Raw genomic sequence first — 11,529 nt, forward strand, 5'->3', positions numbered from 1 at the left:
AGATGAGCGTGACGGACCGGGGAGCCACGGTGTGGCTGACGGGTCTGCCGAGCGCGGGCAAGACCACGATCGCCCACGCGCTGGCCGAACGGCTGCGCGGCGGCGGCCACCGGGTGGAGGTCCTCGACGGCGACGAGATCCGCGAGTTCCTCTCGGCGGGCCTGGGCTTCACCCGCGAGGACCGGCACACCAACGTGCAGCGGATCGGCTTCGTCGCCGAACTCCTCGCCAGCAACGGCGTGAAGGCCCTGGTCCCGGTGATCGCCCCCTACGCCGACAGCCGCGAGGCCGTCGCGAAGCGGCACGCCGCCGCCGGCACGACGTACCTGGAGGTGCACGTGGCCACCCCGGTCGAGGTGTGCTCCGTCCGCGACGTCAAGGGCCTGTACGCGAAGCAGGCGGCGGGCGAGATCTCCGGCCTGACCGGCGTCGACGACCCGTACGAGGCCCCGGTCACCCCGGACCTGCGCATCGAGTCGCACACGCAGACCGTCCAGGAGTCCGCGGCGTCCCTGTTCACGCTGCTCACCGAGAAGGGACTGGCATGACCACCGCCGCGCACCTGCACGACAGCGCCGCCGACGCGGACGCCCCGTACGCCCTGTCGCACCTGGACTCCCTGGAGTCGGAGGCGGTGCACATCTTCCGCGAGGTCGCGGGCGAGTTCGAGAAGCCGGTGATCCTGTTCTCCGGCGGCAAGGACTCCATCGTCATGCTGCACCTGGCGCTGAAGGCGTTCGCCCCGGCGCCGGTGCCGTTCGCGCTGCTGCACGTGGACACCGGGCACAACTTCCCCGAGGTCATCGACTACCGCGACCGCACGGCCGCCGAGCACGGCCTGCGGCTGCACGTGGCCTCCGTCCAGGAGTACATCGACGCCGGCAAGCTGCGGGAGCGCCCCGACGGCACCCGCAACCCGCTGCAGACGGTCCCGCTGACCGAGGCCATCCAGAACCACCGCTTCGACGCGGTGTTCGGCGGCGGGCGTCGTGACGAGGAGAAGGCCCGCGCCAAGGAGCGGGTGTTCTCGCTGCGCGACGAGTTCTCCCAGTGGGACCCGCGCCGCCAGCGCCCCGAGCTGTGGCAGCTGTACAACGGCCGGCACGCGCCGGGCGAGCACGTCCGCGTCTTCCCGCTGTCCAACTGGACCGAGCTGGACGTGTGGCAGTACATCGCCCGCGAGGGCATCGAGCTCCCGGAGATCTACTTCGCCCACGAGCGCGAGGTGTTCGCCCGCAACGGCATGTGGCTCACCGCCGGCGACTGGGGCGGCCCCAAGGACGGCGAGACGGTGGAGAAGCGGCTGATCCGCTACCGGACCGTCGGTGACATGTCCTGCACCGGCGCCGTCGACTCCGACGCCACCACGCTCGACGCGGTGATCGCCGAGATCGCCGTCTCCCGCCTCACCGAGCGGGGCGCGACCCGGGCGGACGACAAGCTGTCCGAGGCCGCGATGGAAGACCGCAAGCGCGAAGGGTACTTCTAACGATGACCAGCACCACCGAGCAGCTGAGCGCGACGACGCTGCTGCGCTTCGCCACCGCGGGTTCCGTCGACGACGGCAAGTCCACCCTCGTGGGCCGGCTGCTGCACGACTCGAAGTCGGTCCTGGAGGACCAGCTGGAGGCCGTGGAGCGGGTCTCCGCCGACCGCGGGCAGAACGCCCCGGACCTGGCGCTGCTCACCGACGGCCTGCGGGCCGAGCGCGAGCAGGGCATCACCATCGACGTCGCCTACCGCTACTTCGCCACCGCCCGCCGCCGGTTCATCCTCGCGGACACCCCCGGGCACGTGCAGTACACCCGGAACATGGTCACCGGCGCCTCGACGGCCGACCTCGCGCTGGTCCTGGTCGACGCCCGCAACGGCGTCGTCGAGCAGACCCGCCGGCACGCGGCGGTCGCCGCCCTGCTCCGCGTCCCGCACGTGGTCCTGGCCGTGAACAAGATGGACCTGGTCGGGTACGAGGAGGCCGTCTTCGCGGGCATCGCCGAGGAGTTCACCGCGTACGCCTCCGAGCTGGGCGTCCCGGAGATCACCGCGATCCCGATCTCGGCCCTGGCCGGCGACAACGTCGTCGAGCCCAGCGCCACCATGGACTGGTACGGCGGCCCGACGGTGCTGGAGCACCTGGAGACCGTCCCGGTCAGCCACGACCTGGCCGCCTGCCCGGCGCGCTTCCCGGTGCAGTACGTGATCCGCCCGCAGACCGCCGAACACCCCGACTACCGGGGCTACGCCGGCCAGATCGCCTCCGGCGTGCTGCGCGTCGGCGAGCCGGTGACCGTCCTGCCGTCGGGCCGCACCTCGGTCATCGAGGGCATCGACGCACTCGGTCGGAGCGTCGACATCGCCTGGGCCCCGCAGTCGGTGACGCTCCGCCTGAAGGACGACATCGACATCTCCCGCGGCGACCTGATCGCGCCGGCCGCCGCGGCCCCCGCCACCACGCAGGACGTCGTCGCGACCGTCTGCCACGTCGCCGACCAGCCGCTGGCCGTGGGCGCGCGGGTGCTCCTCAAGCACACGACCCGCACGGTCAAGGCGATCGTGAAGGAGATCCCGTCCCGCCTGACGCTGGACGACCTGTCCCAGCACCCCGCCCCGGGCCAGCTGGTGGCCAACGACATCGGCCGCGTCGTCGTCCGCACCGCCGAGCCGCTCGCGCTCGACGCGTACGCCGACTCGCGCCGCACCGGATCGTTCCTGCTCATCGACCCGGCCGACGGCACCACCCTCGCGGCGGGCATGGCCGGAGAGTCCTTCGCGTCCCGCGCCGCCGAGGCCGGCGCGCCCGCCGACGACGAGGGGTGGGACTTCTAACCGATGGACACCATGGACAGCGACGTCTTCGCGACCTTCGCCAAGGAGGGCGGCCGCGTCGGCAGCGGCGCCCTCGGCAGCGGCCAGGGAGGGGTGGCGCGATGTGTGCGATGACCGAATCGCCGTCGGCATCCTGCCGGCGCACCCCCACCGCCCACGAGCGCCACGAGCTCGACCCGACCTCGCTCCACAGACGAAGACGTGCGTCATGACGACGACGTCACGAGAGGAAGTCCTCCCGTGCCTGCCACCCACCGCACCGCCAGCAAGACCCCCCGCCGCGGCCTCGCCGCCGCGGCCGCCCTCCCGCTCCTGATCGGCGCGCTCGCCTCGTGCGGCTACGGATCCGAGGCGGAGAGGACCGACACGAAGGCCGGCGCCGCGGCCGACACCGGCCGCAAGCTGTCCGCGTCCGAGGTCCGCATCGGCTACTTCCCGAACCTGACGCACGCCACCGCCCTGGTCGGCCTCCAGGAAGGCCTGATCGCGAAGGAGCTCGGCGGCACCGCGATCAAGCCGCAGACCTTCAACGCCGGCCCGTCCGAGATCGAGGCCCTGAGCGGCGGCTCCCTCGACATCGGCTTCATCGGCCCCTCGCCGTCCATCAACGGCTACGTCAAGTCCAAGGGATCCAACCTGCGGATCGTCTCCGGCGCCGCATCCGGCGGCGTGAAGCTCGTCGTGAACCCGGAGAAGATCAAGACCCCGGACGACCTCAGGGGCAAGAAGATCGCCACCCCGCAGAAGGGGAACACGCAGGACGTCGCCTTCCTCAACTGGATCGCCCAGAAGGGCTGGAAGGTCGACCCCGAGTCCGGCAAGGGCGACGTCTCCGTCGTCCGCACCGACAACAAGGTCACCCCGGACGCCTTCAAGCAGGGCTCCGTCGACGGGGCCTGGGTGCCCGAGCCGACCGCCTCCAAGCTGGTCGCCGACGGCGCCTCGGTCCTCCTCGACGAGACCGACCTGTGGCCCGACAAGAAGTTCGTGATCACCAACGTCATCGTGTCGCAGAAGTTCCTCAAGGAGCACCCCGACGTCGTCGAGGCGGTCCTCAAGGGCACGGTGAAGACCAACGAGTGGATCAACGCCAACCCGGACAAGGCCAAGGCCTCCGCGAACGCCGCCCTGAAGAAGGAGACCGGCAAGGAGCTGGACGCGGCCGTCCTCGACCCGGCCTGGAAGAGCATCCTCGTCACCGACGACCCGCTGGCCGCCACCCTCAAATCCCAGGCCGACCACGCCGTCAAGGCCAAGCTCATCGAGCAGCCCGACCTCGCCGGCATCTACGACCTGACGCTCCTGAACAAGGTGCTGAAGGAAGCCGGCAAGCCCGAGGTCGCCGACGCCGGCCTCGGCGCGAAGTAAGTCCGCACGAACAACCCCCAGGAGGTGACGACCATGGCCACCACGCTTGCCAAGGCCGCCGAGGGCGCCGTCGCGACGGCCGCCCCCGCCGCCCGGATCGAGCACGTCTCGAAGTCCTTCACCGGCCCGGCCGGATCGCAGCTCGTCCTGGACGACATCAGTCTCGATGTCTCTCCCGGCGAATTCGTCACCATCCTGGGGGCCTCGGGCTGCGGCAAGTCCACCCTGCTCAACCTGGTCGCCGGCCTCGACCGGCCCACCGCCGGCAGCATCCAGACCGCCGGCCGCCCCGCCCTGATGTTCCAGGAGCACGCCCTCTTCCCGTGGCTGACCGCGGGCAAGAACATCGAACTCGCCCTGCGGCTGCGCGGCGTGCCCAGGTCCGACCGCAAGGCGGAGGCCGAGCGGCTGCTGCAACTGGTCCGGCTCGGCGGGGCGTACGGCAAGCGCGTCCACGAGCTGTCCGGCGGCATGCGCCAGCGCGTCGCCCTGGCCCGCGCCCTCGCCCAGGACAGCCGGCTGCTGCTGATGGACGAACCGTTCGCCGCGCTCGACGCCATCACCCGTGACGTGCTGCACGGCGAGCTCACCCGCATCTGGCAGGAGACCGACCTGTCGGTCCTCTTCGTCACCCACAACGTGCGCGAGGCCGTACGCCTCGCCCAGCGCGTGGTCCTGCTCTCGTCCCGGCCCGGCCGGGTCGCGAAGGAATGGGCCGTCGACATCCCGCAGCCGCGCCGCATCGAGGACGCGGACGTCGCGGAACTGTCCCTGGAGATCACCGAACACCTGCGTGGGGAGATCCGCCGCCATGGCCAGCACTGAAACGAAGGCGAAGACGGACGACCTCGCAGGCCTGGAAGCCGGCCTCGACGCGCTCGACGCCGTCGAGGTCCGCCGCACCCCGGTCCGCGAAGTCCTCCTCGCGAAGGTCCTCCCGCCGGTCCTCGCCGTCGCCCTCGTCCTCGCCGTGTGGCAGGTCCTCGTGACCGCGGGCGTCACCGAGGAGAGCAAGCTGCCACCGCTGTCCGCGGTGTGGGCCAGCCTGGCCGACATGTGGCTCAAGGGCACCCTGCTCGACGTCATATGGACCTCCGTCTCCCGCGGCCTGCTCGGCTTCCTGCTGGCCCTGGCCATCGGCACCCCCCTCGGCCTGCTGGTCGCCCGGGTCAAGGCGGTCCGCGCGGCGCTCGGCCCGATCCTGTCGGGCCTGCAGTCCCTGCCGTCGGTGGCCTGGGTGCCCCCGGCCGTCCTCTGGTTCGGCCTCAACGACGCCATGATGTTCACGGTGATCCTGCTGGGCGCCGTCCCCTCCATCGCCAACGGCCTCGTCTCCGGAGTCGACCAGGTGCCGCCGCTGTTCCTGCGGGCCGGCCGCACCCTCGGCGCGACGGGCGTCAAGGGCGTCTGGCACGTGGTCATGCCGGCCGCGCTGCCCGGCTACCTCGCCGGCCTCAAGCAGGGCTGGGCGTTCTCCTGGCGGTCCCTGATGGCCGCCGAGATCATCGCCTCCTCCCCCGACCTCGGTCTGGGCCTGGGCCAGCTGCTGGAGAACGGCCGCAACAACATCGACCTGCCCGGCGTCTTCCTCGCGATCATCCTGATCCTCGTCGTCGGCATCGCCATCGACCTGCTGATCTTCAGCCCGGTCGAGCGGTGGGTGCTGCGCAGCCGCGGCCTGCTGGCCCGGAGCTGATCGCCGTGTCCCCCGCCCCCGTCCTCCTCGTCATCGCCCACGGCAGCCGCGACCCGCGGCACGCCGCGACCGTGCACGCCCTCACCCGGCGCGTACGGGCGCTGCGGCCTGGTCTGCGGGTGGAGACGGCCTTCCTCGACTTCAACGCCCCCCGGGTCGAGCAGGTGCTGTCCGCCCTGCATGCCGACGGCGTCCACGACGTGGTCGCGCAGCCGCTGCTGCTCACCCGCGCCTTCCACGCGAAGGCGGACGTCCCCGCGGTGCTCGCGGAGGCCCTGGTCCGGCTGCCGGGCCTGACCGTCCGCGTCGCCGACGTCCTCGGCCCCGACCCGCTGCTGACGGCGGCGCTGGAGCTGCGGCTGCGGGAGGCGGGGATCACCCCGGCGGACCGGGCCACCACCGGTGTGGTGCTCGCGTCCGCCGGCTCATCGGACCCGGAGGCGATCGCAGTGATCGCTGAAACCGCGCGGGAGTGGCGGCACACCGGTTGGTGCGCCGTGCGGCCTGCGTTCGCCTCCGCCGCTCTGCCCCGTACGGAGGACGCCGTACGGGCCCTGCGGGCCGAGGGTGCCCGCCGGGTCGCGGTGGCGTCCTACGTCATCGCCCCCGGGCGGCTGCCGGACCGGATCGCCGGCGGGGCGCGGGAGGCCGGGGCGGACGTGGTGGCCGGGGTGCTGGGCGCCGCCCCGCAGCTGGCCCGGCTCCTGCTGCGGCGGTACGCCGCCGCCGCCGTGGCTCCCGCCGGCCGCCACCGCACCCCCCTCTCGGCGTGACGCGGCCCGGCACCGCCCCGCCCTGACGCCGCCCCGCGCCGACTCCCTCGGCCGCAAGCCGCGTTCCGCCGGGCCGAGCCGCAGCACCGGGTCCCGCCGCGCGGAGCCGTTCCCCGACCCCGCCCCTTCCCGAAGCGTCGACACTGCCGGCACGATCCAGCCCCTTGAGGCGTCGGGGGTACGGGGGCGAGGCCCCGGGCACGGTGGCTAGTTGCGGGCCGTGGCTTCGTCGGCCAGGGCCGTGAGGTCGGCGATGGACATCGAGCCCGGCGCGATGCCCTCGCGGGCGAAGATGTTCGCCGCGTGCCGCAGCACCTCGTTCACCGGCGTCGGCACCCCGTGCAGGCGCCCCAGCAGGCACACCTCCCCGTTGAGGTAGTCGGCCTCGATGGACCCGGTCCGGCGTTGCAGGCTCTGCCAGGACGACCCGCCCCGCAGCACCGCCGGCTGCACGGCCCGGCCCTCCCAGGCCGCGGTCTCCTCCGCCTCCGAGGCGTAGCCGATGCCGGCCGCCGCGAGGACGGCCGTGCCCTCCCGGCGGGCCCGCCGGTACAGCGCCGCCTTGGCGGGGTCGGGCTCGGGCCCGGTGGTGGCCTGGATCGCGTTGCCGAGGTTGCCCAGCAGCTTCGCGTGCTTCCACCGCATCACGTCCCCGACGACCGGCGCGTCGAAGCCGGCGTCGGCCAGGTCGGCGGCGATCCGCCGGGCCCGCGCGTCCGAACCACCGACGGCCAGGCCGACGTGCAGGATGCCGGTCCGGGGTGCGCCGAGGGCGCTGACGACACCCGGCTCCAGGAAGGTGGCCGGCAGCCACACGCAGACCCCGTACACCCGCGCGAAGCGCCGCAGGGCGAGGCGTTCGCTCTCGACGCCGTTCTGTGCGCACAGCACCGGCAGCCGCTGGGCGGCCGTCCCGCCGCCGGCGACTTCCGCGGCGCCCCAGGTGTCGAGCGCGGCGACGGCGTCCTGTGTCTTCACCGCCAGCAGCAGGACGTCGTCGGGCCGCAGTTCGCCGAGTTCCGCCGGACCGTCGACGACGGGCAGCCGGTGGACCCGGGTCCCGTCGGCCGTGGTGAGCCGCAGCCCGTCCGCCTGCAGGGCCCGGGCGTGCGCGCCCCGCGCGGCGAGGACGACCTCGTTGCCTGCCTCGGCGAGCCGGCCGCCGATCGTCGCGCCGATCGCTCCGGCGCCGATGATGATGTAGCGCATGTGCGGAGCCTGGCACATGCGGCGGCCGGTGCGGCCGCCGGGGCGGGCCGCGAGGCGGGCCGCGTGCTCCGGCCCGGACCGACTGGGGCTAGCGCGTCATCTCGACCAGCTTCACGACCGTGTTCCAGTTCCGGGTCGTGGCGTCGATGCCCTTGAACACCGCCGGCCGGAACACCGCCTCGGCCAGTCTGGACCGCCCCAGCCCCTCGGGGGCGTACAGGTAGACGACCTTCTCGCCGACGCTGAACTCCTCCGGCAGGAAGGCCTCCCGGTCGATGGCGGCGAACCGCCCCTCGTCGGGCTGCGCCGAGAGGAAGGTGGCGTGCAACTGCTTCCCTTCCAGTTCGGAAGCGGGATAAGGACACCCCTCCACCACGGACTCCAGATACGGGCCGTCCACCACGAGGCAGGCCACGGAGAACCCGAACCGCTCCTCGACGCCCCGCTCGATCTCCGCGGCCAGCACTTCCGGAGCGGCGTCCCGGCCCCCGAAGACGGCGTTGCCGCTCTGCAGGTACGTGCGCACGTCCTCGTACCCGAGGCCTTCGAGCACCTCGCGCAGCTCGGCCATCGGAACCTTCTTCTTCCCGCCGACGTTGATGCCGCGCAGCAGGGCCGCGTATGTGGTCATGCCCGAACCATAGCCTCGACGAGGTCGGCGGCCCGCTGCGTGCCCCCCTCGCGGGCCATCTCCGCCCGGATCTCGGCGGCCCGCCGGGCGACCTCGGGGTCGGCGACCAGAGCCTCGACGGCTTCCCGCAGCGTACGGGCGTTCGCCTCCTCCATGGGCAGGTGCCGGGCGACGCCCAGCGCCTGCAGCATGTCGGCGTTCCCGAACTGGTCGACGGCCTGCGGCACGGCGACCATCGGCGTCCCCGTCGCCAGCCCCTCCTGGCTGCCCCCGGCCCCGGCGTGCGTGATGAAGGCGTCCGCCTTCTTCAGCACGTCCAGCTGCGGAACCCACCGGTGCACCTCCACGTTCGCCGGCACCTCCCCCAGCTCCCCGACATCCGTGAACCGGCCGATCTGCAGCACGACGTGCCAGCCGGGCAGTCCCCCGAACGCCTCGATGCACGCCCGGTAGAAGGCGGGCTGCTTGGTGAACGCGGACCCGAGCGACACGAGGAGCACCTTCTCCGCCCCGGCCGGCCGCTCCCACACGCCCTCGACCCCGCGCTCACAGGCCCCGACGAACGTGTGCACGTCCGGGTCGACCCGATCGGCATGGGGTTGCAGCACCCGCGGGATCAGCACGATGCTGCGCCGCGGCCGCCCGACGAACCGGTCCGGATCGTCGTCGATCCCGTTCTCGGCGAGCCACCGGGCGAACCGGGCGTAGTACGCGCGCCCCCGCTCGGAGGCCCGCAGCGCGGCCGTCATCGGCGCGGCGACCTCCTCCTCGTACCCCTCCCAGGCCACGAGGTTCGGCGACAGCGACACCGCGGGCACTCCCCACCGGTGGGCCAGGACGCGCGCCGGATAGGCGGTGATGTCGTGCAGCACGAGATCGGGTTCGTCCCCTTCGAAGGCACCGGCGAGCTGCGGGAGCGCCTGCACGGCGTCGTCGAGGAACGGCTCGAGGTGGTCGATGAGCTCGGTGCCCCAGGCCTCGGGCTCGTCGTCGGTGGGCAGGGTCGAGGACCACACGACCGGCGTGGCGCCGGTCGCGGCGACCTTCTCGGCGAAGGAGGCCGGGATGGCGTAGCTGACACGGTGCCCGCGGGCGACGAGCTCGCGGATCACCTCGATGCTGGGGTTCACGTGCCCGTGGGCGGCGATCGAGAACATGGCGATGTGTGCGGCCTTGGCTGAGGTCATGCCCAGAACCATAACGAGACGAGACGTCTCGTTCAACCCTGATCGCACACCACCGCCCGTAGAGCCGGTCCACCTCCACCACGGTGATGTGGTGTTCCCGCGGAAAGCGGGCGAGCCCCCGCGCACCCTGGGCGTGACCGGCGCACCCTCCCCCCAGTGCGAGACTGAACGCCTCAAGGCACCCACCCCACCACCCCATCCGGAAGAAGGCCGTGACCCCCATGGACGAGGCCCGGGCCAGAGACGTACTGGCGACCGCAGGGTTCACCCGACCGCCCGGAGAACCGTCCGCCACCGCCACCCTCCTCTCTCTCGGCGAGAACGCGGTGTTCGCCATCGCCGACCTCGTCGTCAAGGTCGGCCGGGAGGACACCCTCCTCCCGCGGGCCGAGCGGGAACTCGCCGTGGCGCTCTGGCTGGAGCAGGCCGGTATCCCGGCGGTGCGGGCCGCCGAGCCGGAACCGCGCCTGGTGGACGGGCATCCGGTGACGGTGTGGCACCGGCTGCCGGACGCGGTCCGGCCCGCCGGACCGGAGGACCTGGCGGTGCTGCTGCGCCGCATCCACGCACTGCCGGCGCCGCAGGTCGCGCTGCCCGCGCGCGACCTGCTGGGCGGGGTGGAGCGATGGCTGCGGCTGGCCGGCGACGCCGTCGACCCGGCGGACGCCGCGTACCTACGGGCCCGGCGCGACGGCTACGCCGACCAGGTCGCCGCCCTCACCCCGCACCTGCCGCCCGGCCCCATCCACGGCGACGCGCTCCCCCGCAACGTGCACGTCGGCCCCGACGGTCCGGTCCTGGTGGACCTGGAGACCGTCTCGACGGACCTGCGGGAGCACGACCTGGTCGTCATGGCCCTGTCCCGGGACCGGTACGGCCTGCCCGCCGCGTCGTACGACGCGTTCGCGACCGCCTACGGATGGGACGTGCGCGACTGGGAGGGCTGCGCCGTCCTGCGCGGCGCCCGCGAGACCGCGAGCTGCGCCTGGGTCGCCCAGCACGCCCCCACCAACCCGCAGGCCCTGACCGAGTTCCGGCGCCGGGTGACATCCCTCCGCGAGGGCGACACGGAACTGCGCTGGCACGCCTTCTAGTCCGAGACCTACCGGCTCCGCGGTATGAGCGGCCAGGACGGCTCGACGACCGCCGCCGGGTCCGTGGTCCGCCGCAGGTAGGCCTGCAGGGACGCGGACTGCGCCGCCGCCGCGCGGACCTGGAGGTCGTGCAGGTCGGTCAGGGCCATCGCCCCGACGGGTCGGTGCCTCTCGGCCATGCGGCGCACCACGCGGGCGGCGGCCACGGCGTCCGCCCGCGCGTCGTGCGCGTCGTCGAGCGAGACGCCGTAGTGCGCGCACAGCGCGTGCAGGGCGCGCTTGCCCTTGCGGTACCGGTCGACGTGCTTGTCGATGACCAGGGGGTCGATGACCGGCGAGGGCTCGCCGCCGAGTCGCTCCCCGATCGACTCCAGCCCGTACCGCCGGCACTCCCGGTCCAGCAGGGACAGGTCGTAGCGCGCGTTCATCACCACGAGCGGCGTCCCCGAGCGCAGGACCTCGGCGACGTCCCGAGCGATCTCCTCGACCCCGGACGGGGCCGGGATCCCGTGCTCGCGGGCGTGGTCCGTGGAGATGCCGTGGATGGCGGAGGCCTGCTCGGGTATCGCCACCCCCGGATCGAGCAGCCACGTCCGCTCCGCCGAGACCACCCCGTCCGGCTCCAGCCGGACGAGGGCCGCGGTGACGATGCGATCGTTCTCGACGTCCGTACCCGTGGTCTCCAGGTCGAACGCCACCAAGGGCCCGCTGATCCAGGTCATCGCGTACCCCCCGCTCCGGCGTG

At 73.1% G+C, this 11,529-nt stretch carries 12 protein-coding genes; 8 read left to right on the forward strand and 4 right to left on the reverse strand.

The genetic code is table 11. The annotated features are described in order from the left end of the window. The first annotated feature begins 2 nt into the window (after nt 1-2). The 7 genes from cysC (at nt 3) to ACSHWO_RS08160 (ending at nt 6,663) form a co-directional block, all read left to right on the forward strand. Nucleotides 3-548: an adenylyl-sulfate kinase gene (gene cysC / locus ACSHWO_RS08130; protein ID WP_361089688.1), complete on the forward strand. Its 546-nt coding sequence runs from the start codon at nt 3-5 to the stop codon at nt 546-548. Beyond that, nucleotides 545-1,489: a sulfate adenylyltransferase subunit CysD gene (cysD, locus tag ACSHWO_RS08135; RefSeq protein ID WP_361089685.1), complete on the forward strand. Its 945-nt coding sequence runs from the start codon at nt 545-547 to the stop codon at nt 1,487-1,489. Before cysC ends, cysD begins: the two co-directional genes overlap by 4 nt. 2 nt (nt 1,490-1,491) lie before the next feature. Then, nucleotides 1,492-2,826 carry a sulfate adenylyltransferase subunit 1 gene (locus tag ACSHWO_RS08140; RefSeq protein WP_385847190.1) on the forward strand — a complete coding sequence of 445 codons (1,335 nt, stop codon included), beginning with the start codon at nt 1,492-1,494 and terminating at the stop codon, nt 2,824-2,826. Nucleotides 2,827-3,066: 240 nt separating this feature from the next. Continuing rightward, nucleotides 3,067-4,194 carry an ABC transporter substrate-binding protein gene (locus tag ACSHWO_RS08145; RefSeq protein ID WP_438310797.1) on the forward strand — a complete coding sequence of 376 codons (1,128 nt, stop codon included), beginning with the start codon at nt 3,067-3,069 and terminating at the stop codon, nt 4,192-4,194. Between the two features lie 24 nt (nt 4,195-4,218). Continuing rightward, nucleotides 4,219-5,019: an ABC transporter ATP-binding protein gene (locus tag ACSHWO_RS08150; protein WP_438310800.1), complete on the forward strand. Its 801-nt coding sequence runs from the start codon at nt 4,219-4,221 to the stop codon at nt 5,017-5,019. Beyond that, the gene (locus tag ACSHWO_RS08155) at nt 5,006-5,890 is read left to right on the forward strand and encodes an ABC transporter permease (RefSeq protein WP_361089677.1); all 885 of its coding nucleotides are present in this window, start codon (nt 5,006-5,008) and stop codon (nt 5,888-5,890) included. Before ACSHWO_RS08150 ends, ACSHWO_RS08155 begins: the two co-directional genes overlap by 14 nt. A 5-nt stretch (nt 5,891-5,895) precedes the next feature. After that, complete coding sequence (locus ACSHWO_RS08160) at nt 5,896-6,663, forward strand: sirohydrochlorin chelatase (protein WP_438310802.1); 768 nt, start codon at nt 5,896-5,898, stop codon at nt 6,661-6,663. Between the two features lie 207 nt (nt 6,664-6,870). On the opposite strand, the gene ACSHWO_RS08165 is transcribed toward ACSHWO_RS08160, so the two are convergent. The 3 genes from ACSHWO_RS08165 to mgt all read right to left on the reverse strand — a co-directional run bounded on the left by ACSHWO_RS08165 (nt 6,871) and on the right by mgt (nt 9,702). Next, on the reverse strand, nt 6,871-7,872 hold the full coding sequence (locus tag ACSHWO_RS08165) for a ketopantoate reductase family protein (RefSeq protein WP_438310804.1): 1,002 nt from the start codon (nt 7,870-7,872) through the stop codon (nt 6,871-6,873). An 88-nt stretch (nt 7,873-7,960) separates the two neighbouring features. Next, the gene (locus ACSHWO_RS08170) at nt 7,961-8,503 is read right to left on the reverse strand and encodes a DUF1697 domain-containing protein (RefSeq protein ID WP_438310806.1); all 543 of its coding nucleotides are present in this window, start codon (nt 8,501-8,503) and stop codon (nt 7,961-7,963) included. Next, nucleotides 8,500-9,702 carry a macrolide-inactivating glycosyltransferase gene (gene mgt / locus ACSHWO_RS08175; RefSeq protein ID WP_438310808.1) on the reverse strand — a complete coding sequence of 401 codons (1,203 nt, stop codon included), beginning with the start codon at nt 9,700-9,702 and terminating at the stop codon, nt 8,500-8,502. Before mgt ends, ACSHWO_RS08170 begins: the two co-directional genes overlap by 4 nt. Before the next feature lie 209 nt (nt 9,703-9,911). On the opposite strand from mgt, the gene ACSHWO_RS08180 reads away from it, so the two are divergent. Then, complete coding sequence (locus ACSHWO_RS08180) at nt 9,912-10,784, forward strand: phosphotransferase enzyme family protein (RefSeq protein ID WP_438319007.1); 873 nt, start codon at nt 9,912-9,914, stop codon at nt 10,782-10,784. An 8-nt stretch (nt 10,785-10,792) separates the two neighbouring features. Here ACSHWO_RS08180 and ACSHWO_RS08185 read toward each other — a convergent pair whose 3' ends face one another. Further along, nucleotides 10,793-11,506 (reverse strand): exonuclease domain-containing protein, encoded by a 714-nt coding sequence (locus ACSHWO_RS08185; RefSeq protein WP_361089666.1) that lies wholly within the window; start codon nt 11,504-11,506, stop codon nt 10,793-10,795. Nucleotides 11,507-11,529 lie beyond the last annotated feature (23 nt).

Origin of the sequence: Streptomyces pallidus (ex Mingjun et al. 2026) (assembly GCF_051550185.1) — a bacterium.
GTDB lineage: Bacteria > Actinomycetota > Actinomycetes > Streptomycetales > Streptomycetaceae > Streptomyces.

Coding starts and splice junctions, on each gene's coding strand:
- cysC (WP_361089688.1), top strand. CDS start 3: ATGAGCGTGACGGACCGGGGAGCCACGGTGTGGCTGACGGGTCTGCCG.
- cysD (WP_361089685.1), top strand. CDS start 545: ATGACCACCGCCGCGCACCTGCACGACAGCGCCGCCGACGCGGACGCC.
- ACSHWO_RS08140 (WP_385847190.1), top strand. CDS start 1,492: ATGACCAGCACCACCGAGCAGCTGAGCGCGACGACGCTGCTGCGCTTC.
- ACSHWO_RS08155 (WP_361089677.1), top strand. CDS start 5,006: ATGGCCAGCACTGAAACGAAGGCGAAGACGGACGACCTCGCAGGCCTG.
- ACSHWO_RS08165 (WP_438310804.1), bottom strand. CDS start 7,872: ATGCGCTACATCATCATCGGCGCCGGAGCGATCGGCGCGACGATCGGC.
- ACSHWO_RS08170 (WP_438310806.1), bottom strand. CDS start 8,503: ATGACCACATACGCGGCCCTGCTGCGCGGCATCAACGTCGGCGGGAAG.
- mgt (WP_438310808.1), bottom strand. CDS start 9,702: ATGGTTCTGGGCATGACCTCAGCCAAGGCCGCACACATCGCCATGTTC.
- ACSHWO_RS08180 (WP_438319007.1), top strand. CDS start 9,912: ATGGACGAGGCCCGGGCCAGAGACGTACTGGCGACCGCAGGGTTCACC.
- ACSHWO_RS08185 (WP_361089666.1), bottom strand. CDS start 11,506: ATGACCTGGATCAGCGGGCCCTTGGTGGCGTTCGACCTGGAGACCACG.